Origin of the sequence: Bacillus cereus group sp. N8 (assembly GCF_016483685.1) — a bacterium.
Classification (GTDB): domain Bacteria; phylum Bacillota; class Bacilli; order Bacillales; family Bacillaceae_G; genus Bacillus_A; species Bacillus_A proteolyticus.
Map to the genome: position 1 here is coordinate 1 of NZ_JAEHBK010000013.1, position 24051 is coordinate 24051.

Consider the following 24051-nt stretch of genomic DNA (forward strand, 5'->3'; position numbering starts at 1 on the left):
TGTGTAGAGCTTCTAATCTGATATTTTTCCTTTATCATATTGTAACTTCCTTCTCCGTTTAAATAACTTTGAACAGCTGATAACTTTAATTCTTCTGAATATGTATTAAATGTTGAACCTTTTTTAGTCATGAAAAATCCCCTTTAGGTAGACAGTGTAACATCCATGTATGTACATGGTCTTTTTACACTGTCTACCTAAAGGGGATAATATCAAATAATACGGTCTTTTTTTGCTTAATGAATGGTTTGAAGCCTTAGTTTTATGAGAATGTGACAGTACCTCATTTATTAATGTTGCTTGAAAATCAGTTGTTTCACCATTCTGAACAATCGGTACATACGAAGTGCACCCAGTGCTTTCTCCATCTGCTAATCTATTTCCTCCGACAAAAAATAAACCAATCCATTTGTTAACTCCTTGAGTATATGGGAGTAAATGGTTTGAAGTTTCTGGTTTAAAACAGTCAATTTTATCTGCGAAATATTCTTCATTGAACAACTTGTATAAGTTGTATATTATTAATAAATGTAGCGTGTACACTTTTTGTAACGGTATTTGCAGAGTTTTTGTATAATATAATCATGTGAAGTTAACATAACTTATTAATAGTATATATTTGCGTAGAATATCCATTTTAAGTTTTTGAAGTACCCCCCTAAATGAAAATTTTATTTCTCTAAAGTTAGTTACTTAGTGAAGTCTGCTCATTTTTTTGTATTAGGGAAAAATGTACTTTTTAACTTGATGGGTATGGGGTAGTACACCTTTTAGCAAAACCGGAGTGGAAATGATGAGTATAAATAGTTTTGTAAGATTGATAAAGGACGAATTATTAAAAGAGGTAAGCATAAGAAGTGAGGATGAATTCGAGCCTGTAGTAGTTAAAGATATTCCTAGACTTTGGAAGTGTTTAGGGACAGGTAATTATGCCGCAGTATTTATGCACAAAGAATACAAAGATTGGGTAGTGAAAGTTTACGCGCGAGAAGGAGAAGGAATTGAAAAAGAGTCAGAAGTATACCGAAGAATCGGAAATCATCCTTCTTATTCGAAGCTTATATATAAAGGAGAAAATTTCATAGTATTGAAACGTTTAAAAGAAATTACCTTATACGATGCTATTCATAAGGGGATTAAAATTCCTAAGCAGGTAATCCTTGATATCAATGAAGCTATAGAGTATGCAAGGGAGCAAGGATTAACTCCTTGTGATGTTCACGGGAAAAATGTGATGATGGAAAACGGAAGGGGATATGTAGTCGATGTATCTGATTTCTTAAAAACAAAAGAAGATAGTAAGTGGAGAGACCTAGAAAAGGCATATTTTACATTTTACTTGCCTTTTATTTATAAATTGCCTTTCCCTGTTAAAATACCATATTTCATGTTAAACATTGTTAGACGTTCATATAGAAAATATAAGAAGCTTAAAAAGAAATTCAAATTGTAAAAGGACCGTACATTTTAGATATGTCTAATATGTACGGTCCTAATTTTATAACTTCATGAAGTTATTTATAAAATGATTGTAACATCTATAATACTGATATTATTACTATGAGAAGTAAAATTTATTGTTTTAATAGAATATATCATTTCAGTACATTGCATTTTAAATATATAGATGTACTATAGTTCTGAACAAATCACAATAATGGATTAGAAGGGGAATAAACTATGTACACAGACTCAATTGAGTATTAAAATTTCAATCTAATTTACCTTTGTATAGATGCAGGTATCAGTTAGTTGTTTGCCGTCAGCTGAAAAATCTTCATTACGTAATATCCCTTCAAGTTCAAAGCCTAGTTTTTCAGGGATCGCACGACTTTTCGTGTTATTAGATTCACATCGTATTTCAATCCTTCTAAATTTGAATAACTGAAATCCAAGGTTTGTTAAAGCACTTACTGTTTCTGTCATATATCCACTGCCACTAAATTGGGTGTTAATCCAGTATCCAATTTCACATTTAGAAACCTTCCAATTAATTCGGTGAAGGCTAGCCGTTCCAACGAAATCATTCGTCTCCTTATTATAGATAAGATAGCGAAAGCTTTCTCTTTTCAAAAAATCTATATGCGCATTTCTCAGGAGAATTTCCGTTTCTTCAACAGTAGGAATTGACTGGAATAAAGACAACCATTGCTTTAACTCACTAATTGAATCATTAATAGCTTGGTGTACGACATTCCCTTCACCAGCTGGAGGTGGTGCTCGAAGAATTAGTCTGTCTGTTTCTATTTGTAACGGAACATCTAATAAAATAGGATTCATATCATTTCTCCTCTCGAAAACTTTAAACTATGACAGAATGAAACTTATATAGTAAAAAAACTTTCACCCAAAAGAAATAATTCTTGAGGACGAGAGTTGCAATTTCGTGGTACCACCTCAGTTGGTTGATATGTCACCATATCAATCTCTTCGGGTACGTTACTATAATACATAAATTAAAAAACACCCTATCTCACTAACAGGAGATCCTGTCACAGCATCACTATAAGTTATTATAGAACCGTGCGAAGCTCTTAGTCTTTCTTCATTAAGAACTTGATAGCAAGTAAAGCTTATCTCCCCTAAAGGCTCCTCCAAAAAATTAGTAAACAATAAATATATATTCAATTAATCACTTAGAAATCCCTTTTCACATATTGAAAACTAAACTGCCAGTTGGTACGAAAAAATGGCTACCGAAGCAGCCTTAGGTTATTCAACTAATGCATGCGTTAGTTGAATAAGGAATTATTATTTTTCATCTATTAGCTTCCAATTTTTATCTTTTGCATAATGGGGTAGCGTCACATCGCTATCAAGCTAACAAAATAAAATCCCCCTAAAATGAATAAATACGCTATTCTTTCTGTAGAATCATAGGAAAGGATGGCGTGTTTTCATTTTGAGCAAGATTTTGCTTTTCCAGCCTGAGAGAAATGTGGTGGGAACATATACAGAATGAATTTAAAATATAATGGGAAGGGAATTTATGAATATAATAAAAGATTGTAATTTTTATCTGGTTAAATTTATCTCAAATGAAGAAATAGGACCCAATCATGAGTCCTATTTCTTCATTTGCAGGTATTGGTGGTTATATACTATGATTCTGTGTCTCTGTATTTATCAATAAACTTTTAGACATAACAGTTCTGCAATGTCCCCTTATCCTTAAAAACCTTCAATTAATCCTTTTTTAATCCCTTTTACGACTGCTCCAACTCTTGAATCTACACCCAGTTTTCTAATAATTGAAGAAATGTGATATTCTACAGTTCTTTTACTGATTGAAAGGTCCGTACTAATCTCATAATTTGTTTTATCTTTTGAGATTAAGAGTAATATTCTTTGTTCAGCAGAAGTTAGTGCTTCAATATTATTTCCTATAATCTGATTCTTAGAAAATAGTATATATCCCATGTGACTTTGACGAATTGCGTTAGCTAGGTCAAATGCTGATCTTTCTTTCGTAATGTATGCACTTGCTCCAGCTTCAAAGGCCGCATTATAATATTCTTCATGATCATATCCTGATAGAATTACAACCTTTACATCCGGAAATTTTGACAATAAATCTTTTGTAAGTTCAATACCATTATACTGCTTCATCCTGATGTCTGTAACAATTACATCGGGACGGGTATCTTCCACAGTTTTAATTAATATGGAAGGATCGTGAACGGTATTAATCACCTCAATATCTTCCTCAGATTCTAGTAGTCTTTGGATGCCTAGCATAACCAACAAATGGTCATCCACTAGTAGTGTATGTATACTCATTATTTTCCTCCCAATTTACTGGTATGGTAAATGTGACTAATGTTCCATGTTCTTTTTCAGAAGATATCCTCAAATTTCCGTTCAACTCGGAAATTTGACGCTGGATGGTCATTAGACCAAGGTGGTTGCTTGTACTAAATTCAGAAAAACTGTTCGGAACACAAAAGCCTATGCCGTCATCTTCAACAGTACAAACATAGCAGCCTCTTTCTTCTATGATATGTATTTGAACATTATTCCCCTTGGAATGCTTTATAGCATTATTCAGTAGCTCTTTTATAATACGATAAATCTGTATTTCGATATTTTTCGAGAGAATTTTTAATTTGCAATTAAATTGTATATGAATGAGAATGCGATAATTTAATTCGAACTCGCGTTTTAGTGTGTGTAAACTCGCTTCTAAACCTAAATCTTCTACGATAATAGGGTGAAGATTATGACACATTTTTCTAATGCTATAGATAATATCTTCAAGTTGCTCATCCATTGAATTTAATATGTCTATAGAAAAGTTTCTTTTGGTCTGAAGCATTCTTATTTCGTTTAATTGCAAAATAAGAATTTGAAGAATTTCATCATGTAAGAAAATCGAAAGCCTTTTCCTTTCACTCTCTAGAGATTGAATAATCTGATAATTAAATTGTTTCCAGTTTTGAGCTTTTACCTTTGCTTTTCGAATTTCTTTTTTATTACTATTGAGAGTATTAACACTTAATAGTAAATTTGCCGAGTTTATTACAACCTCTTCAAGTTCATTAATTTCTTGAGGTTTAAATAATGTATAATCATTTTTTTCACCAATAATAATAGCTCCCTGCATGCCTTGGTAAATGAGTATTGGAAAACAAATTAAGTGGTATTTTTCAAACTGAATATGAATTGGAGTAGTACCTTCCTTTAGTAAGTAATTCTGTTCAAGTTGATTCAATTGGTTAAACAGCTCAAATTTATCCATATCCTGAAAAATACCTGTCTCATATAATGAATGATAAATACTATTTGAGTTCCATATTACGGAAACGCCGTTAATGTTAAACATCTGGTTAATAAGCTGTCCGACTAATTTTGCAAGCTCTTTAGCATGTTTTTCCTTCGAGAGTGTTTGAAAAAGCTCAATCTTATGTAAACCTGATTGTGCATCCTTTTTTATGTTTAAATACCTAAATAATGAGAGAATAAGTTTATATATATATACAGAGAGTACAACAGATAATACACTTAAGCTGCATAGTATAAATATTTCTTTTTGTGACAAATCTATGAATTGCTCAACTGAAAAATTAAAAAATAAGAAATTGAGCAAGTAAAAGAGTAAGTTTGTTAGCCATTTAGAAATTCTAATCTCAAATTCGATAACTTCTTGCTTTATTAATAAATAAGAAATAGTTAAAGGAAATATAATAATACTAGGTAAACAATATGTAAATGGAATTTTAGATTCCCCAAAAAGTAGACCGGGAATCAGATTAAGTAGAACAATAGGTAAAAAACTAAGAATAATACCAAAAATCAGAATATATAATTGACTTTTCACCTTAAGATTATTTTCTCGTAAATGTAATGAAACAAGAAAAACACAGATGCTAATACTCAGAAATAGGTTAGTAATTAGTAAAACTTTAAATAAAAAGCTAAAATTATTGTTAGACATATATCCAAAACAACAAAAAATTATATAAATAATTGTCAATCCTGTTGAAATTACAAATGATACAAGGTTGAATATTTTTACATATTTTGGTTTAGTAGATACAGGGAAATTAGAGAAAAAACTTATTAAGAGATAAGAAAGCATAAAAATACTACTCACCTCTATAGCTTTAAAAATATTTATATCATAGCTAGATAATAAGGATGTTAAAATAGCTATCCCAAAGACTGATGTTAGAGAAAAGAATTTTTTTGCTACAATAGATTGTCTTTTTTTTAAAAAGCTAATTAATCCTATAGTAAAAAAAATAAGACTAATAACGCTGATCATATAAAAATGACTAATTAATAAAGAGTTAACGCTTTCTTTAAAATTACTAGAGTGAAAATAGTAGTTATTTATTAAAAGTATTAATAAATATAAAATGCTTAAAGGTATACAGAACCAAATATTACGCATAGGAGTGACCTCTGCCCATAACCATCATTTGAAAATAAGTCATTTCGTCTTTAGAAAGAACAAAATGCATTTCTAAGAGTGCAAATGCTTTTCTATAATATAGTTGAGATAGGATACGACAATAGTGTAGTGCTCCAGATTGTTCTATGTAATCCCGGACTAATGCCCGAACTTCAGGTGAAGAAGATATTTGTTTATCCGTTAAATTTTCAAAAAAATTATCCTGTGTTTTGCAACTATATTCATAAGCTTTTAAAAAAGGAAGATAAGCCTTTAAGTCCTGAAGGTCATTTTTATTATCTGTCATGGCATCATTAGCATCATTTCTTAGCTGACCAGCTATCCCTATATAAGATGTGATTTCTTTTAAAATTCTATTTTCAGGATTAATAGTTCGAAAGATAATTTCTGTGAGTAGACCAGATTTCTTTTCAATAAGTTTCACATATTCTTCTTCACTTAAAATTATTTTTTTATCTATTGAAAAACAAAATTGGATATCTTTCCATTCTCCACAACACGAATGTATCAATTGTTGGAGAAGATCTCGTGTTGCAGTATCTTTTGTCTTATAAGTTAAGTATATCAGTCCTTGCATAAGTAAATATTGAGAAACTAACAAAAAACGAGGATATTCGTTTTTAAAATATAATGGATCTAATACGTCTCCATCACACAAATCATCTATTATATCCGCTGATAAAAAGATAAATTCAACCCCCATTGCCTTATCTAATTCTCTTTTTGTTATTGGTTGTCGTTTGGTCAAAAAAGAAAGAGCTAGATATAGCTCTCCCCACGAGAAGCCAGAAGATTCAGGATTTAAAATCTTTCCTTTATGAGAAAGACATTTCTGAATAAGTAGAAGTATTTCAGATTCATCACTTTGATTACGGTAGGAGATATGGTAATCAATATGATTGATTAAACAATCTTTAAACCCACTGATTTCCACCATCAATTTTCACCCGGAAATCCTTTGCATACTCATCTAATACAATTCGCTCTTCAACTGATAGTGTCTCCAATGAAGGACATAATTCATAAGTTTCAAAGGTAAGTTTGTTTTTTTTCATCTCCATTAAAAATTCCCATATTGCTTTATTCATAAAAAACCCTCTTTCCAAATATTCTGTATTTTAGTTCTATATAAAAAAATACAATAAAAACGGGATATTTTCAATATAGTCCTTAAATTTTTAATACTTAATTTACATATATTTTTTTATTATGCGTGAATTTACAATATAAACTTGCGGAATATACGGATTCTACTAGGATATTTATCTGATAAATTAGACACATAAGACATAACGTCTTAATAAAAATTTTAGGGGGAAAAGAAAATGATTAATGAAAAAAACCTTTTTGATTTAGATGTTCAAGTAACAACAGCTTCAGGTGATGTAGATCCACAAATTACAAGTATTTCAGCTTGTACGCCTGGCTGTGGAAACACAGGTTCATTCAATAGCTTCTGTTGCTAATTGAATGCCCAAAAAGAGGGAACACAGATGTGTCCCTCTTTTTCTCCTATTATAATATTTGATTAGAACAGAAGGGAAGATTCCAAATGATTACAGAAAAAAGGAAGACTATTCATACATCAAATAAAACCGCATGTAATAATATATTTGAACCTCTACCATTTTTTATGATTAGATCCCCGTTTTTACCATTTAACGCACTATATCAAATTAAGGATCAAGAATTATTGATTGGAAAATTAAGGGAATACGCAGAAATGGATTACATTAAGGAAGCCATTGCCATTGCAAGTCCTTCATTGCTTGAATCTCTTAAATATATACATGGTGATTTAAGTAATAGGAAAACACAACAAGTAATATCTTCTGTATTAAGATATATGTTAAGAATGACAACACGCCCAACACCTTTTGGAGCTTTTTCCGGGGTAGCATCCGGAGAGTTTAAAGAAAAATCTTTACTTGAAATGAGCCATTTTGAACAATTTAAGAAAAGAACTCGGCCTGATATGGAATGGTTATTGGGAGTGGTTTCATCACTTGAAAAAAATCCTTGTATTCTCCAATTTTTAATGGTTAGTAAAAATCATGCTACTTATCGTGTCGGAAACCGCCTATATTTACCTTTTTCAACTGAATGTGGACAACTTCGTAAGAAAGATATGGAGAAAAAAGAAAATATTTCAATTACATATAGTGAAGTTGTTAAGAAAGTTTTAGATTTAGCTGAAACACATATTACAGTGAAAGAGCTTCTCCAAAAGTTGAATAATGACTATCCAGGCACAGATATAAAGGTAATGGAAAACTTTATTCTCCAGTTGGTAGAGCAAGAATACCTTATAACTGAGCTAAGACCGCCACTTACATATGACTCCCCATTTGATTATGTGATTGACAAGTTAAAAGTAAGAGTTGGTGAAAATCAAATATGGGAAGATTTATTGAAGGTAAAAGATTTAATACTTGTTTATGATCAATTACAGCTTGGAAAGGGGCTTTCTATATACAACGATCTTATCCTATTAATGAAGGGGATTTATGAAGTTTCAACGCCTCTTCAAGTAGATTTCGCTTTAAATATGCATGATTTAGCTATAGGAAAAAACGTAGCAAATGATGTTAGTAAAGCAGCTCAAGTGTTATGGAGCATAGCCGATAGCGGAGTTGGATTTCCTCATCTCCAAAAATATCATATTGAATTTTTAGAAAAATACGGAACAACTAGGGAAGTTCCATTGGTAGAACTTTTAAGTGAGGAATTAGGGCTTGGAGCACCCGCGACATATAAAAATCCAAAAGGAAATAGGGATGGAGAAAATTTTACGCCGCCTTTAGATGAAGAACGTAATGTCCAATTATCATGTATGCTTATTGAAGCTATTCATAATCAGCAAAAAGAAATTGAAATTACTGATGAAATAATTAGCAGAATTGGAATAGAAAAAGATACTCGATACGCTCCAGATTCATTTGAAGTATATGGAGAATTGTATGCTACTTCGCAAGAGGAATTAGACAATGGAAAGTATAATTTATGCCTAAGCCCAAATCCAGGATCTCATGCAGCAGGAAGCACATTTGGTCGATTTTTAGATATCTTAGATCCAAATGTTAGACGTGAAATTCAGCAACAAGAAGTGGAGATTGACCATCAATTTAATAATGATGTCGTTATGGTAGAGGGAAGTTTTCTTCCGGCAACTGGCCGTTCAGCGAATGTGGCAATTGGAAAAACTACAAGAGAAGTAACTGTAACTCTTGGAACAAATGGAGATGAAGATACTTTGCAAATTCCAATTGATGATATTGTCGTTGGAGCATCATTAGAAAACTTTTATCTGAAATCTAAAAAATTAGGGAAAAGAATTAAAGTGGTAGCTGGTAATGTACTAAATTACCAAAGTGGCCCTAATATTTATCGCTTTATGAGAGAAGTTTCCCTAAATGATTTAGACCACTGGAGAACATTCAATTGGGGTAATATGACATCTTCACCTTATTATCCAAGGATTCGTTACAAAAATATCATTCTGTCTCCTGCAATTTGGAAGTTAAATAGAGAAACTATCGGTATGAAAAATAAACCTAAAAGTGATGATGAATTTTTAATCCTATTTGAAAAATGGAGAGTGAAATGGGCTGTTCCACGCTATGTATTTATGACGTATAGTGACAATAGGATTTTAATTGATCTTGAAAATATTCTTCATCTTCGAGAATTAAAGAATGAACTTTTTAAGCAGGGTAGATTACAGTTGAGGGAATCATTACATGACATCAATAAAAATTGCCTTAGCAGCCCGCTGGGTAGTCATGCAATGGAAGTTGTATTTCCGTTGAAAAAAATGAACGATGTCGCTAAAAGGAAGAGTTTAGGAGCTGTTGAAGACGGAAAAAAAGAGATGGTTAGTGAGAAAATGATTTATCGTTTGCCCGGAAGTGAATGGCTATATGTTAAGCTCTATGTTCCACAAGCAAGAGAGAATGAATTTATTTCAAAATATATGACATCATTTGCTAATAATATTGTACAAAATGGTTTGGCTCAATCATGGTTCTTCATGCGATATCGTGATCCAGATGCTCATATTCGTTTGCGATTTTATGGAGATCCCAAGAAGTTGAATGCATCTGTTCTTACTCATTTAAGGGATTGGGCAAATAATTTAATGAACTCTGGATTTATTCACAAAATGACGATTGATACGTATGAACGAGAAGTAGAGCGATATGGTGGTCCGTATCTGATAGAATTGGCCGAGAATTTCTTCCATTACGATAGTAGGTCAGTAACAATGCTTCTTAATGTGATCGGACAACAAGCTGAACTGCCAGTACATGCACTGGCATCCTTAAACATAATTGAGATTATGGAGAATTTTGGTTTAACTTATGAACAACAATTGGAAACTATTGAAAGAAATACAGATAAATATGAATTCATGGATGAATTTAGACCAATGAGAAAATTATTAAGTAACATTGGAAATCCTGAAGGTGATTGGAATAATTTACGTAATTACAATTCATCAATTGGACTAGAGATTTATAAAAGTCTATTAGTTCGGAGAGAATCATTAAAAGAATATGTTTCCAGTATTAAACAATATAAAAATGAAGACAAGCTCTGGAATAAACAGCAAACAATTATGGGAGCAATTATTCATATGCATTGTAATCGACTATTGGGAGCTAATCGGGAACTAGAAAAAAAAGCACTTGCCTTTACGCGGCATATCTTATCAAGCCAGCGATATTGGAGGAATCAGAATGAAACAGATACTCAATCACACACCTGAAGATGAGAAACTATCATTTTCAAATATTTTAAAGTCTTTTCATTATTGGCCTGGTTTATTTAAACTTTTATGGGAAACGCACAGAGGATATTTCTTCTGTGTGCTTACCTTAAATTTTTTAAATGGATTATTACCTGCAGCATTGATTTTGACAATCCAATACCTTGTTAATACAGTACAAAACATCTACCAGAATGGGTACAAGGATGATTATTTTACTCATGTTTTACCGTTTTTTATAGCCTTTGCACTAGTTACAATTTTAACGGGTGTTACAGGATCAGTTTTGGAAACATATAAACAGCTTTACCGAAATCTTCTTTCTAATAAAATCAATGTAAAATTAATAGAAAAAGCAAAAAGATTACCTTATTCCAGTTTCGAGAACCCAGAAATTTACAATAAACTTCAAAGGGCGCGCCAAGATTCCACATATAAACCATTTGCTATTTTTGAAGAACTTATGGGGATTATAAAAAGTGGAATAACTGTGATTTCTATTTCCGGTATCTTAATGATTTGGAACTGGCAGTTTACCCTAATTTTAATTCTATTACCACTAATCTCTTCCTGGTCAATCATGAAAATTGGAAAAGAAATTTTTTTAATTGGTCATAAGCGTGCCGAAGAAACAAGAAAACAATTTTACTACTACTATTTGCTAACGACAGACATCACAGTAAAAGAAGTGAAATTATTTGGATTGGGCAATTTACTTCTAAAAAATTATTCAAATATGTTCAATCGATTTTATCTGCAAGATAGACGTCTGCTTTTAAAAAAGATGAGGATTGACCTATTTTTTCAATTAATTAGCGTGGCTTTTGTAATGTTTGTGCAGTTTATGGTGGTTATGGATGCTGTAACAGGGATTATTGCTATTGGAAGTCTTATCGCTTATTTTCAAGCTGTAAATACTACACAAAAAACATCTAATGAATTAATGTATATGATTTTTAATATGCACCAAAACAATCTTTATATGACTCAACTATTCTCATTTTTGGACGTTCCTGAAGAAAGGGATGTTTCAAATAATGGAGACAATACTTATTTAGATAGCATCTCTTTTGAGGAAAAAGGTATTCGATTTATAAATGTCTCTTTTAAGTATCCTGGTCAAAAAGAGTATACATTAAAAAAAGTGAATTTTCACATAAAACCAGGTGAAACATTGGCTCTTGTCGGATCTAATGGTTCGGGTAAATCTACGATTGTAAAGTTAATTACAAAACTTTATACGGACTTTGAAGGGATTATTCTATTAGATGGAAAACCCATTCATCAATACAGTACAAACGAATGGCAGGATAAGATTAGTGCTATTTTCCAAGACTTTGTTAGATATGAACTAGATGTTAAAGATAATATTGGCTATGGTGACTATAAAAAAGCCGATCAAGTAATGGCTATACAAGCTGCTGCTAAAAAATCTGGAGCATTAAAGATGATTAATAGTTTGCCTAACCAAATGGATACACAACTTGGGAAAACTTTTGCGAACGGAATTCAGTTATCTGGAGGGCAATGGCAAAGAATCGCCATTTCAAGAGCATACATGAGGGATGCGAGCCTATATATTCTAGATGAACCTACTGCCGCATTAGATCCAGAAGCAGAAGAAGAGGTTTTTAGAGATTTTAAAGAAATTACAAAGAATTGTATGGGGCTCTTTATATCCCATCGGTATTCAACTGTAAGGCATGCTACAAAAATTATGGTCCTCGATAAAGGTAGAGTCGTGGAACTAGGTACTCATAATGAACTATTAAAGATAAAAGGAATATACGCAAGACTATTTGAGTTACAAGCTAAAAATTTTATAGATTATTCCAAAATTCAAGTGAATGTTTAATTAGAGAGGAGAAAACTATGCAATTAACTACAGAAAAAAAGTCATTTTGGTTACAGGGAATTAGTATTGAAAAAAGAAATAAAGCATTAAAGTTAGTTCGTGATATAGCAGAGCAATTAAAGGATCCGATGTATGTAGAAAAAATTGTTATGGAGCCTGATAATATACCAAATGGAGGAACACTTCATCCATGGGACCCCATTACTTTATCCCATGGCTATCCAGGTACTATAATGTTATTTGCAGAATTAGATCGACAGTTTCCAAAAGAGGGATGGGATCTTATTGCACATAGTCACTTGGTAGAAATACAAAAGGCAATAGAAAAACAAGGTGTGAATAGTATTTCTATGTTTGGCGGTGTTTCTGGTATTGCATATGCGACATCATATGCTTCGCGTAACTATGAAAGATATCATATATTTTTGCAAAAGTTAAATGAATTTGTACTTTCGCAGTTACATCTTGTATTGAACTACGGGAAAGAAGAATGTGGTGTTCATCCATTTATGTACGATACAATCCAAGGTGCTACTGGAGTAGGGCGTTATTTGCTGCAAAATATTCAACTTGAATCAAATTTGGAAGCACTCAAACAAATTCTCAATTGTTTTGTTAGTATGTCTAATGACATTGAGGTGAATGGAGAAGTTCTACCTGGTTGGTACGTACCGTACACCAATCAGTTTTTGGAAACAGATAAGATACTATTTCCGGATGGGAATTTCAATTGCGGCCATGCTCATGGAATGCCTGGCCCACTTTCCTTGATGGCGTTGGCTATCGAACAAGGAATTGAAGTTCCTGGACAAAAGCAAGCGATTCGTAAAATGATAGATTGGCTAATAAAATGGCAAGATGAAGGTTCGTGGCCTGCGAGGCTTAGTTTTAAAGAAGTGGTCAATGACCAATCATACCACGTGTATCCGAAGCGAAAAGGCTGGTGCTATGGAAATCCAGGAGTAGCAAGAGCTCTCTATCTGGCTGGGAGATCCTTGAAGGATCAGAAGGCCATGAAAATTGCATTAAGTTCTTATCAAGATACACTTTTACAAAGTGAGGAAGAATGGGATTTATCGTCTCCAACATTTTGTCATGGAAGAGCGGGATTATTACAAATGTCTATTAGGATGGCAAAAGATGAAGACGGGGAAATATCGATGCAATCCATTACAAAATTAATAGATTATGTAATGGATGCATATGATCCTCAAGCACCATTTGGCTTTAAAGACTTACAATCCAATGAGCAGACTTCAAACGAGCTAAACAAGGTAGGACTATTGGAAGGTGTAAGTGGTGTACTTTTAACATTATTAAGTCTAAGCGCAGTAGAGGAACCATGGTGGGACGGAGTATTTCTAATTTCCTAATCAAGAATTGAGAGGATGTTACAGTATGAACCAAATGAATCAATTGCTTAATTCTAAGAAAATATTAGTAGGAGTAAGCGGCTCTATTGCAGTAGCTGGAATTTTTCAATATTTAGCTATATTGAAAGCGAATTTTAGTGAAGTAAAGGTTATCATGACAAAAAGTGCAATAAAACTTATCCCTGCAGAAACCGTGAAATTATATTGTAATGAGGTATTTATCGATGAGGAACTTACCCTAAGTGGTAAACCAGGTCATGTGGAATTGGCTAGATGGGCAGACTTACTAATGGTATTACCAGCTACAGGAAATACTATTTCAAAAGTAGCTCATGGTTTAGCTGATGATTTATTAAGTACAGTCATTCTTGCTCATGATAAACCAGTTCTCTTTTTTCCTAATATGAACAAATTAATGTGGGAGAAAAAAGTAGTTCAGAATAATGTTAAACTTTTAAAAGAATATGATCATATAGTGATTCCGCCTTTGAAAACAACAGCTTTTGAAATTGCGACTATGTCTTTGAAACCGAACTATGTTTTACCTAATAATCAAGAAGTATTGCATATACTCTTTAAGGAATTTGAGAAAAGAAAGTCAGTAACTGTACATGAAACGGTTAAAATGTACTAAAACTCACATTTTTGTGAGTTTTTTTCTTTTCTTTATTCTTTTCTTTATTTTTTTTCTTTTCTTTATTTTTTTTTAATATTTGTCTTCTATATTAGTCCATAAGGAGGGATTTTATATGAATAATGAAATAGTTTTAGAAGCAAATCACTTAACAAAAACTGTAGGTGGCAAGACAATAGTAAATGATTTTTCAACTAAAATATATAAAGGAGATATTTGTGGTTTTCTGGGGCCGAATGGGGCAGGAAAAACAACTGTTATGCGTATGTTTACAGGATTAATTCGCCCGACAAAAGGAGTCATAAAAATAAGTGGTCAAGATGTAAATCAAAATAGACAACAGGCTTTGATGAATATGGGCGCAATTATCGAATCACCAATATTCTTCCCATATATGACGGGTAGAAAAATGCTACAAAATTTAGCGAGATTATACCCTGCTCTTTCTCGAAAGGAACAATTGGAACAAGTAGAAGCAATACTATCTATTGTAAGGTTAACTGACGATGCAGATGTGAAAATTAAAAATTATTCATTAGGAATGAGACAGCGACTCGGGATTGCACAAGCTCTTCTAGGTGATCCAGATGTTATTTTATTAGATGAGCCAGCCAATGGTCTGGATCCTATGGGCATGAGAGAGCTAAGGGAATTAATTCTTGAACTTCGTGAAAAGAAAAATTTAACCTTTTTTATTTCAAGCCATTTACTAGATGAAATTCAGCAAATGTGTGACCGCCTTGTCATAATTAGAAATGGAAAGCTTATCACCCAAGGAAGGAAAGAAGAGTTAATTACAGATCCAACAAAAAGGTTGGAAGATGTGTTTGTGGAGATGATGACATCATGAGGGGGCTTTTTATTTCTGAATTTGAAAGGCTTTGGACGCAAAAAATAACTTGGATAATCTTGTTTTTCTTACCTTTAATGGTAGTTGCGTCAGTTAAATATTATCTAAACTGGAATCAACATACTTCTCCTGGAAGACCAGATTACGTTACTGCTTTAAATTTTCCTATAATAAGTATTTCTGAGCATCTTGTGGTTTCGTTTAATATTATTGCTATAATACTGATTTCTACTGTTATAGCGCATGAAGTAGAAAATGGACAATTAAGAATGATTTTGATTCGTCCATTTTCTACCTCACAACTTTTTGTAGCTAAGCTTGCTACTATATTAACTACCATGTTCCTATATTTAACTTTGTTTTGGATTTTTAATTCCATAGCAGGCTATTTATTCTTTCCAAAAGTAGATACATTAATAACATTTATAGATGAAACCAAGGTTTCGATTGCAGGGGCGATACTATATAACTTAAAGTATTTCTTTGCATGTTTCATTACTATGATTTGTATTGTTTCTGTATTTACATTAATAGGGGCGTTAAGTAGAAGTACGATGATTACTCTTGGATCAGGGGTGGCCTTTATTTTCTTTGCTATTGCAATTCCACAGATTTTAGAATTCTCTAGCCAAACGATAATTAGCGCTAATACTGTACTACATCTTATGTACATGTCAATCGTTAAAATTCAGCATACAGGTATAGCGTTTCTACTTTCATCAAGTAATAGTATAAATATTTACATTGTTATAGTGGAAGCGATTTATATTTTCCTATTTGGAGTGTTCGCATACTTGTCATTTGTGAAAAGAGATTATTTTATTTGAAAACTAGGAGGGAGTTCAATTGAAAGCATTAGTTATAAGTGAATGGGAACGACTATGGAATCAGAAAAAAAGTAAATGGATGTTGGGGATTTTTACTGTTATTGTTTTTCTTCAAGCTTGGTTTTTGAAGTACTATGGGGTTGGGATTTATAATGATGGGCAACAAGTGCCACTAAATTCTTGGAATTTTTCATGGTTTTTATTAAAGGAATCTTCTTTCTTAATTACTTTGATTTTCATGCCTGTATGTTTCTTGAATAGCTTAAATGTAGAATACAACTCAGGAGCATATCGTCTATTTTTAATTAGGCCTTTTCAACGATTAACCTTTCTTATGTCAAAATGGTTTTCTCTTTCTGTAATGGTATTACTCTACTTATTTGTTGTTCTTTTTATTGGCATAGTACTTGGGTTGGTGTTTTTTAAAGCAGATGATGCTTTTACTTTCTACGGTCAACAAAAGACCTCTATAGAAGCAATATTCTATACGGTACAAGTATATGGATTGTTTTTTGTTATTCAAATGTGTGGTTTAGCTATTGCTAGTTTAATAAGTATCATAATTTCAAATGCAGTTATTAGCTTTTTCCTTCTGATTGGAATTTACATCGGCTGCTTGTACATAAGTCAGTTATCGTTCTTTTTATTATCCGTTCAAAGTATCTTCCATGCTCTCAGCACAGGAAGTAACACTTTATACGTCCTGATTCTAGGTATCATGATTATTAGTGTTAGCGTTTGTATAAGCATTTGGAATAAAAAAGAATTTACATGTTAATAAAAGGATAGAAGGGAGGTTTACCATGATTATGTTAGAAGCTAAAGGAATTGAGAAAGTTTATAAAACTAATTTCCAAGAATATCCAGTTTTAAATAATGTCAACTTAACTGTTCATGAAGGAGATTTTGTAGGGATTATGGGACCTTCAGGGAGTGGAAAGTCTACACTTTTAAATGTGCTTTCCTCTCTTGATTTTCCTTCAAATGGAGAAATTACAATTAAGGGACAGAATTTAACTAACATGAATAGTGATCAATTAAGCAATTATCGTCGTGAAAATATTGGTTTTATTTTTCAAAATTACAATTTGTTAGATCACTTAACAATTGAAGAAAATATTCTTCTACCCGCAGCTTTAAGAATGGGGAGCAAAAAGGGTGTTAGGGATAAACTCGAAACATTAGTGAATGAACTAAATATTGAACCGCTTTTGCCAAAGTATCCCTATGAAATCTCTGGGGGACAACAGCAAAGAGCTGCTATTATTCGTTCGTTAATTAACGATCCTTATCTGTTATTTGCTGATGAACCGACGGGAAATCTAGATTCAAAATCTGCTTATGATGTATTGAATATACTAAAAACATTGAATGAAACACATAAATCAACAATCTTAATGGTAACTCACGACTCTGTAGCTGCTAGTTTTTGCAACAGGGTCATATTTTTGAAAGATGGCAAGATTGTTCATGAGATGCAACGTTCCCATGAAGAAAAGCAATTCAGTTTCAATCAACGTATACTACTCTATATATCTAAAGAAGTGGGGGAGAATGATGTCAATATTTTCACTCGCACTTAAAAATATAACTCGCAATCTTTCACTGTATATAGTGTATCTTGTAAGTTGTATTCTATCAGTTACGATTTTTTATATGTACGCAGCATTTCTTTCATATCCAAAAGTTTCTGGAATAGAGCAACTGTTAATTGCGTGTGAATTCATCATCTTGCTATTTTCATGCTTTTTCATTTCATATTCTTATGACCATTTTCTTACTGAACGGAAAAAGGAAATTGGTATTTGGAAAACATTCGGAGCTTCAAAAAAACAATTATTTATTATCATAGTTTTAGAAAATTCGATAATTGGAGCAATTTCTATCTTAATTGGGATTATGATTGGTATAGTACTATCCAAAAGCTTTTTTGATTTCATCGGGAAATCGCTCTTCTTAAGCGAGTCATTTTCCTATTTCTTCTCTCCAATTGCTACTTTTTTTACAGTTATTTTGTTTGGAGTTCTGTTCTTTTTTGTTTCATTGCGTAGTTATTATAAAATCGGACGCATTTCTGTTTTGGAATTATTTCAAGAGACAAGAAAACCAAAGGATTTACCTAGGTTTTCAAAGAAGAAATTCATTATTTCCCTGTTAATTTTGGTTATTTCTTATGTTTTTATCCTTAATGCATCTTTACCCGTACTATTATTCTCTTTTCTACCTGTAGCTACTCTTTTATTATTAGGAACGTACCTTTTTTGTTCGCACGGATTAGTAGGGACTGTATCCTATTTAATCAATAAAGAAAAAAAGCATTTAAATGGCATTCGAATGCTAATATTTATAAGTCTAAGGAAAAAACTTTATTATAATGCTAAAATTATCTTCCTTGTTTCAATACTCTTATCAATGATAATGATATTAATCAGCTCCATATATTTATATTCAGAGTTGAATGATCAAAGAATGCGAAATAGCCACCCACAGCCAGCTATATTTATTGTTGATAAAAAACAAGAGAATACACTAGAATCTGCTTTAGAGAAAAACTTCAAAGGAGAGGTTGAGGGATTTCATAAGAAAAAATGGGAAGGTATATTACTGAATTCATCAAAGGGAGAAGGTAAAACCTTTATACTACAAACAGATTCATTCTTTATAAAGGACTGGACAGAAACAAAAAAAGATAACCTGTTATTTAGTAAAAAAAATGAGAATATCGATAAGTTGTATATCCAAACAAATAACGGTAATACAAAATTGATAGTAAAAAATATGGTCGAAAAACAGGCGATTAACTCGGTATCTTGGATAGATAATGTAGCTTTTGTACCAGCAGATACTTTTAATGAATTAGAGAAGGGATCATTACCTACTCAACATGTTTCATTTTACACATTAGATTTCAAGGAAAATAATAAGGGTTATAGTGCACTAAAAAAATTATTTGAGACACTCCCTTTAGAGATAAAGGAACAGTCCAGTGTTCGTCTTCTACATTATGAAAATACAGTTCAATTAACTTCAGTTTTATGGATAATAGCATTATTTATCGGTTTTATCTTGTTAATTGCTTTATCCAGTCTTCTTTGGTTTAAGTTATATGAAGATATATCTAATGATAGAAAAATATTTCACTCTTTAAGAAAAATTGGTTTGAATTTCAATGAAATAAAAAAAACATTAAGGGTTCAAATTGCTATAATTTTCTTTGTACCAATTATTCTGGGGGGGGTAAATCTGTTTATAGCAATCTATGCCTTGCAAAATATATTGGGAGGAATTAAAATTTACTCAATAATATTAATATTTTTTATTTTCTTAGTCTTCCAATTGATATTTTTCTTCATTTCAAACCACTATTACTATAAAAAAGTTGTTCATGAAAAGAATATTAATTAACAAGAAAATATATTTTACAAAATAATAAGATTTTTAATCTAAATTAGAAAGGAGTGTTTTTTTTATGAATGGAACGATTCTTGTTGTAGATGATGAGTCAGAAATTGTAGATGTACTCTCTGATATATTCTCTGATCGTGATTATAAAGTTCTCAAGGCCTACAATGGAGAACAAGCGCTAGATCATTTAAAAACACAAGTTGATTTAGTCATTTTAGATATTATGATGCCTAAAATGGACGGTTTTGAATTTTGTAAGGTCGTTCGTGAACAAATAAAATGCCCGATTCTATTTTTGAGTGCTAAACATTCAGAAATAGATAAAGTAAAAGGCTTTACTTTAGGTGGAGATGACTATATTACAAAACCATTCCAAGTTAAGGAGCTAATTGCACGTGTTGAGGCCCACTTGAGGCGTGAGAAAAGAGAACGTGTAAACTTGCAAAATCAACGTTTCTTAGGAAACTTGACCATTAACTATTCACAGCATGATGTTTTCATTGATGGAGTAAAAATAGATGTAACGAGTAAAGAGTTTAAAATATTAGAGCTTTTAACGGTAAATCTAGGGCAAATCTTTTCTAAGGAACAAATTTATGAAAAAATTTGGGGGCTGGATGCAGTTGGGGATCTCAATACAATAATAGTACATATTAATAACTTAAGAGCTAAGTTAAGTTTAGGTATGTCAACTTACCATATTAAAACCGTATGGGGAGTTGGCTATAAGTTGGAGAAATGTTAATGTTAAAAAAATTATCGTTGAAAAACCAATTTATTCTAACATTTGCAGCTGTAATATTTTTAAGTATTGTCAGTACGGTTTGTACGTTAATTTTAATATACTCTTTTCTTTTTATTTATAATGAAAAATCTGTTTTACCTGCCAACCATTATGAAAAACAAGTGCCTAGTATTGAAAAATTTGTAGAAATGAATGGGGATAAAATAGTAGATTTATCCTATCAAAAAAAACTAGAGAAAGTGATTCCAATGCAAGGAATTACTTATCAAGTTATGAATACGAATGGAAATAGATTATATGGTACATTGAGCGATGAATTATTGAAAAATGATAAAGAAGTGTATCATAAAATAAATACATCTACTCAAAATGGTAAACTAATTACAAAATACATTCCAATTATAAGTCATGGTAAGCTAGTTGGTGTGCTTGCTGCACGATACATATTAGCTGCATCTATTGATTATTACATAGAATATGTATTTATTATTGCTTTTCTTGTTCCTTTTATATTTTTAACGCTTTATTCTTATTTATTAGCTAAGCGTTTAGGAAAACAGTTGAATAAACCTATCAAAGAGGTAATAATGGCCTCACAAAAAATTAAAAACAAGGATTTAGACTTTGAAATAAAATATGAAAGTGAAAATGAAATAGGTATATTAATTGATTCTTTCAATAGTATGAAGGAAGAATTAAAAAATTCATTGTATGTTCAATGGAAATTAGAACAGGAACGTCGGGATATAGTTGCTTCCATTGCACATGATTTGCGAACACCGTTAACTATTATTTTGTCTCATGTAGAAGTATTAATGGAACCCATGCCAAATAATCAAAAACGGATTCATCACTACTTGCAAACAATTAAGAATAATACAGAAAGAGTATTGCATTTAACAGAAGAAATGAGGAGAGTCTCTGAAGTGGACAACCCTGATTTCACTCTTATGATTTGCAATATAGCTCCAGCTGAAATGATTCCAGAAATGCTTGAAGAGTTTAAGGAATTGGCAGAAAATGAAGATATACAATTAACCTATACTTTACTTATTAAATCAGAAGAAAAAAATCTTAAGTTTGCACTTGATCCGAATCGTTTGCATCAAATTCTTACGAATATTATTTCTAATAGCATTCGTTTTACTCCAAAAAAAGGAAGAATTGATGTGCAAGTGGAGATAGAAAAAGACGTTATGTCTTTTTCTATCTCGGATTCTGGGGTTGGATTTAATACAAAAGATATTCCGTTTTTATTTAGCAAATTCTACCAGGGTGACCTTTCAAGGTCAAATCAACTACATCATGGACTTGGTTTGTATATCGTGGAAAAATTGGTTAAAAAACACGGTGGAGAAATTCATGCTGAAAATAATGAGATTCAAGGGGCATGCATTTCATTCACGATACATTCTCTTTTTAGTAACGAAAAAAGGAACTATGAATTGTCATAGTTCCTTTTCACTATTTAATAGCATTATATACGTCCAGCTGTCCGTTCCCCCAAGAGGCTTTATCAGGTGCTATATCTTTCTTTATTCCGTTTTTGTAAAGGTGTGAAATTGATCTTTTCGGTTGATTTTTAAAATTATAGTGATTGATAATTAGAGCTAGTGTAGCGGATACTTTCGGAACTGCCATTGATGTACCAGCGGCAAATAAGTATCTTCCAGTATTAAAAGTTGTCAGTACTTCCTCTTGTCGGAAAAGACCAGTATTCCACCATACTTCTTCGCCATATTGTTGCCATAAACGATAATCTCCTCCTGGAGCAGATATGTCAATGACCCCTTCTCCGTAATTAGAGAATACAGAACGTTGTCCGGTTGGACCAGTTGATGACACTGTTACTACACCTGGTAATTCCCCAGGTGCTTCTATTCCTACACCAGTAAATATTTTCCCCTCTTTTTCATATTTTTGTTTAAGAAAGTTATTTAGCTCCTGTTTATTAGCCACGTTTACAGAATCATTTCCTGCAGAAGCTACTACTACACTACCATGCTGATTGGCATATTCTATAGCACGTTTGTAACCTTCTACTTCTGCCCATCCATTGTCTACAAGTTTTCCATTTTCATAGACTTTTCCATTTACATAATAGGAACCAAGACTAAGGTTGATAACATCTACATCATCCTTAGCTGCTTCTATGATGGCATTAATGACCCAGGCTGCATCAGCTGATTTATTTCCAAATACACGATATGCTCTGATTCCCGTATCAGGAGCAACGCCTTTTAATTCCCCATTTGCAGCAATAGATCCTGAAACGAGAGTTCCATGGCCATTGATATCATTTATATTATTAATATCACCTGTCTCTTCAGGTTCAGTACCTCTCAATCCTCCCTTTGGAACGAAGTTTTTAGATCCAGGAATAAGGTTTTTTACTAAGTCAGGATGATCCACATCGACTCCTGAATCAATAATTCCAACAACCACATTATGAGAGCCAGTTTCTTTTTTATAACTTTCTCCATTATGAGTAATTTCCTTCATGTCCCATTGCATATCCCATAAGGGAGGTAGGTTTGTATCTAATGTTTTTGTTGAAAGAGTTGATAAATTAGGCATTTTTATGGAATGAGGAACCTCTGGTTTTTCGACTTGCAAAGAAGGATTAACTGATTCAAATAATGGAGATTGATTTTTAGAAATTTGTGTATCTCCTTTGAATTGAATGAGTCCTATCTCCGGGACAGTATAAGTAATTTCTCCATTCTCCTTTTTTATCTCAGTGATGCCTTGCTCAAATTTTGATGGGTCTTTTAATAAAACGGTGTAATATTGCTTAGGTTTTTCCTGAGCATGTCCTACATTAGAAAGTAAAAAACACGTTAACGCGGTTGAAATGACAGTGATTGCTTGTTTTTTCATAATTATCCCCTTACTTTTATAAATTGGAGTTGGAATTTGAAGATGAACCGCAGAACAAGGCCCTATTGCCCACTTTATAATTCCACTTAGATCCTATAAATAAGGTAACAAATCATTCAGAATTTCAAATCTGTATATACCGTACATATAAGTGGTATTTAGCGCAATATTACTTTCTTTGGAGTTACTTTAAAAACAGAAGCATAATTCTTTTGGTGGAGAAGCCATCAATTTTTTTGTTCTAATGAGTGAATGAAATTAAAAAAGCATCCTAAAGTAAATAGGGGGTATCTGTATTTAGGTCTTTATTCAGTAGAAAACTTATTATTTTTGTATTTGAAGGTTATAAATATGTATAGCAATAGCAATAAAAATGAGATGTGAATTTAAATATTTAGGAGAGTGTATGATGGGATATTTAAGAGTTTTCACCTTAAGGGATGGTCGTGAAAAAGCAATAATAGTAGAGCCATGGCGTTTATTTAAAGAAGAAATGAATGTTTTAGGAATCAAAGATTCGGATGCGTTCTAAATTCATCTAATCGAGTATAAAAAAGAAAAGCAATTTACTAGACAGAATATGAGACAGAAATGAATCGTGTTATGTATAAATATCATAATTACGCACATGTTATATACGAATAAAATGGCGGTGTAATTATGAATATTCAAAGACACGAAAATAATAATAATGAAATTCATATTTCCGCTGTTGCAAGTGCAATCGAGCAGATGAAATGTGAATTTGCTCGTGAACTAGGGATTACACTTGGTCCAGAAACATCTGCTAAATCTAGCTA

The 24051-nt window shown here is 32.1% G+C and carries 20 protein-coding genes and 1 pseudogene; 15 read left to right on the forward strand and 6 right to left on the reverse strand.

Features of this window, described 5'->3' with window-relative positions:
• Positions 1-784: 784 nt before the first annotated feature.
• A complete protein-coding gene (locus JDS80_RS18540) occupies positions 785-1453 on the forward strand; it encodes a protein kinase family protein (protein WP_116733427.1) in 669 nt (222 codons plus the stop codon).
• Positions 1454-1716: 263 nt separating this feature from the next.
• Here JDS80_RS18540 and JDS80_RS18545 read toward each other — a convergent pair whose 3' ends face one another.
• From JDS80_RS18545 to JDS80_RS18565, 5 genes are all read right to left on the reverse strand, one after another.
• On the reverse strand, positions 1717-2280 hold the full coding sequence (locus JDS80_RS18545; RefSeq protein WP_199639623.1) for a GNAT family N-acetyltransferase: 564 nt from the start codon (positions 2278-2280) through the stop codon (positions 1717-1719).
• Positions 2281-3171: 891 nt separating this feature from the next.
• Entirely contained in the window at positions 3172-3780 is a 609-nt protein-coding gene (locus JDS80_RS18550; RefSeq protein WP_000022202.1) for a response regulator transcription factor, read from the reverse strand.
• Positions 3752-5893, reverse strand: a complete 2142-nt coding sequence (locus tag JDS80_RS18555; protein ID WP_001244598.1) for a sensor histidine kinase — start codon at positions 5891-5893, stop codon at positions 3752-3754. Before JDS80_RS18555 ends, JDS80_RS18550 begins: the two co-directional genes overlap by 29 nt.
• Positions 5886-6854, reverse strand: a complete 969-nt coding sequence (locus JDS80_RS18560) for a polyprenyl synthetase family protein (protein ID WP_071744169.1) — start codon at positions 6852-6854, stop codon at positions 5886-5888. Before JDS80_RS18560 ends, JDS80_RS18555 begins: the two co-directional genes overlap by 8 nt.
• Positions 6829-7002, reverse strand: a complete 174-nt coding sequence (locus JDS80_RS18565) for a hypothetical protein (protein ID WP_001030236.1) — start codon at positions 7000-7002, stop codon at positions 6829-6831. Before JDS80_RS18565 ends, JDS80_RS18560 begins: the two co-directional genes overlap by 26 nt.
• Before the next feature lie 237 nt (positions 7003-7239).
• Here JDS80_RS18565 and JDS80_RS18570 point away from each other — a divergent pair, with 237 nt between their 5' ends.
• From JDS80_RS18570 to JDS80_RS18625, 12 genes are all read left to right on the forward strand, one after another.
• Complete coding sequence (locus JDS80_RS18570) at positions 7240-7380, forward strand: gallidermin/nisin family lantibiotic (protein WP_000606628.1); 141 nt, start codon at positions 7240-7242, stop codon at positions 7378-7380.
• An 86-nt stretch (positions 7381-7466) separates the two neighbouring features.
• Complete coding sequence (locus tag JDS80_RS18575; protein WP_199639625.1) at positions 7467-10682, forward strand: lantibiotic dehydratase; 3216 nt, start codon at positions 7467-7469, stop codon at positions 10680-10682.
• Positions 10654-12537: an ABC transporter ATP-binding protein gene (locus JDS80_RS18580; RefSeq protein ID WP_071744171.1), complete on the forward strand. Its 1884-nt coding sequence runs from the start codon at positions 10654-10656 to the stop codon at positions 12535-12537. The genes JDS80_RS18575 and JDS80_RS18580 overlap by 29 nt, the downstream gene beginning before the upstream one ends.
• A gap of 17 nt (positions 12538-12554) precedes the next feature.
• Complete coding sequence (locus tag JDS80_RS18585; protein ID WP_071744172.1) at positions 12555-13910, forward strand: lanthionine synthetase C family protein; 1356 nt, start codon at positions 12555-12557, stop codon at positions 13908-13910.
• A 25-nt stretch (positions 13911-13935) separates the two neighbouring features.
• Positions 13936-14544: a flavoprotein gene (locus JDS80_RS18590; protein ID WP_199639627.1), complete on the forward strand. Its 609-nt coding sequence runs from the start codon at positions 13936-13938 to the stop codon at positions 14542-14544.
• A gap of 115 nt (positions 14545-14659) precedes the next feature.
• Positions 14660-15394 carry an ABC transporter ATP-binding protein gene (locus JDS80_RS18595; RefSeq protein ID WP_001058380.1) on the forward strand — a complete coding sequence of 245 codons (735 nt, stop codon included), beginning with the start codon at positions 14660-14662 and terminating at the stop codon, positions 15392-15394.
• On the forward strand, positions 15391-16221 hold the full coding sequence (locus JDS80_RS18600) for an ABC transporter permease (protein ID WP_001214556.1): 831 nt from the start codon (positions 15391-15393) through the stop codon (positions 16219-16221). The genes JDS80_RS18595 and JDS80_RS18600 overlap by 4 nt, the downstream gene beginning before the upstream one ends.
• Positions 16222-16240: 19 nt before the next feature.
• Entirely contained in the window at positions 16241-16999 is a 759-nt protein-coding gene (locus JDS80_RS18605; protein ID WP_000646187.1) for an ABC transporter permease, read from the forward strand.
• 25 nt (positions 17000-17024) lie between these two features.
• Positions 17025-17804 (forward strand): ABC transporter ATP-binding protein, encoded by a 780-nt coding sequence (locus tag JDS80_RS18610; RefSeq protein WP_002128192.1) that lies wholly within the window; start codon positions 17025-17027, stop codon positions 17802-17804.
• Entirely contained in the window at positions 17779-19626 is a 1848-nt protein-coding gene (locus tag JDS80_RS18615) for an FtsX-like permease family protein (protein ID WP_071744174.1), read from the forward strand. The genes JDS80_RS18610 and JDS80_RS18615 overlap by 26 nt, the downstream gene beginning before the upstream one ends.
• A 64-nt stretch (positions 19627-19690) precedes the next feature.
• A complete protein-coding gene (locus JDS80_RS18620) occupies positions 19691-20371 on the forward strand; it encodes a response regulator transcription factor (RefSeq protein WP_001014563.1) in 681 nt (226 codons plus the stop codon).
• On the forward strand, positions 20371-21825 hold the full coding sequence (locus JDS80_RS18625; protein WP_098889617.1) for a sensor histidine kinase: 1455 nt from the start codon (positions 20371-20373) through the stop codon (positions 21823-21825). Before JDS80_RS18620 ends, JDS80_RS18625 begins: the two co-directional genes overlap by 1 nt.
• Before the next feature lie 10 nt (positions 21826-21835).
• On the opposite strand, the gene JDS80_RS18630 is transcribed toward JDS80_RS18625, so the two are convergent.
• Positions 21836-23251 (reverse strand): S8 family peptidase, encoded by a 1416-nt coding sequence (locus tag JDS80_RS18630; RefSeq protein ID WP_000743643.1) that lies wholly within the window; start codon positions 23249-23251, stop codon positions 21836-21838.
• 409 nt (positions 23252-23660) lie between these two features.
• On the opposite strand from JDS80_RS18630, the gene JDS80_RS31955 reads away from it, so the two are divergent.
• Both JDS80_RS31955 and JDS80_RS18635 read left to right on the forward strand, forming a co-directional pair.
• Positions 23661-23783: a hypothetical protein gene (locus tag JDS80_RS31955; protein WP_000541014.1), complete on the forward strand. Its 123-nt coding sequence runs from the start codon at positions 23661-23663 to the stop codon at positions 23781-23783.
• Between the two features lie 128 nt (positions 23784-23911).
• A pseudogene (locus JDS80_RS18635) lies at positions 23912-24049 on the forward strand (small, acid-soluble spore protein, alpha/beta type); the annotation flags it as partial.
• Positions 24050-24051 lie beyond the last annotated feature (2 nt).

Bases quoted from the DNA above. Each gene is read 5' to 3' on its own strand.
- JDS80_RS18555 (WP_001244598.1), bottom strand. From the start codon at position 5,893: ATGCGTAATATTTGGTTCTGTATACCTTTAAGCATTTTATATTTATTA.
- JDS80_RS18585 (WP_071744172.1), top strand. From the start codon at position 12,555: ATGCAATTAACTACAGAAAAAAAGTCATTTTGGTTACAGGGAATTAGT.
- JDS80_RS18550 (WP_000022202.1), bottom strand. From the start codon at position 3,780: ATGAGTATACATACACTACTAGTGGATGACCATTTGTTGGTTATGCTA.
- JDS80_RS18565 (WP_001030236.1), bottom strand. From the start codon at position 7,002: ATGAATAAAGCAATATGGGAATTTTTAATGGAGATGAAAAAAAACAAA.
- JDS80_RS18590 (WP_199639627.1), top strand. From the start codon at position 13,936: ATGAACCAAATGAATCAATTGCTTAATTCTAAGAAAATATTAGTAGGA.
- JDS80_RS18625 (WP_098889617.1), top strand. From the start codon at position 20,371: ATGTTAAAAAAATTATCGTTGAAAAACCAATTTATTCTAACATTTGCA.
- JDS80_RS18575 (WP_199639625.1), top strand. From the start codon at position 7,467: ATGATTACAGAAAAAAGGAAGACTATTCATACATCAAATAAAACCGCA.
- JDS80_RS18600 (WP_001214556.1), top strand. From the start codon at position 15,391: ATGAGGGGGCTTTTTATTTCTGAATTTGAAAGGCTTTGGACGCAAAAA.
- JDS80_RS18630 (WP_000743643.1), bottom strand. From the start codon at position 23,251: ATGAAAAAACAAGCAATCACTGTCATTTCAACCGCGTTAACGTGTTTT.
- JDS80_RS18615 (WP_071744174.1), top strand. From the start codon at position 17,779: ATGTCAATATTTTCACTCGCACTTAAAAATATAACTCGCAATCTTTCA.
- JDS80_RS18610 (WP_002128192.1), top strand. From the start codon at position 17,025: ATGATTATGTTAGAAGCTAAAGGAATTGAGAAAGTTTATAAAACTAAT.
- JDS80_RS18545 (WP_199639623.1), bottom strand. From the start codon at position 2,280: ATGAATCCTATTTTATTAGATGTTCCGTTACAAATAGAAACAGACAGA.
- JDS80_RS18620 (WP_001014563.1), top strand. From the start codon at position 19,691: ATGAATGGAACGATTCTTGTTGTAGATGATGAGTCAGAAATTGTAGAT.
- JDS80_RS31955 (WP_000541014.1), top strand. From the start codon at position 23,661: ATGGGATATTTAAGAGTTTTCACCTTAAGGGATGGTCGTGAAAAAGCA.
- JDS80_RS18570 (WP_000606628.1), top strand. From the start codon at position 7,240: ATGATTAATGAAAAAAACCTTTTTGATTTAGATGTTCAAGTAACAACA.
- JDS80_RS18595 (WP_001058380.1), top strand. From the start codon at position 14,660: ATGAATAATGAAATAGTTTTAGAAGCAAATCACTTAACAAAAACTGTA.
- JDS80_RS18580 (WP_071744171.1), top strand. From the start codon at position 10,654: ATGAAACAGATACTCAATCACACACCTGAAGATGAGAAACTATCATTT.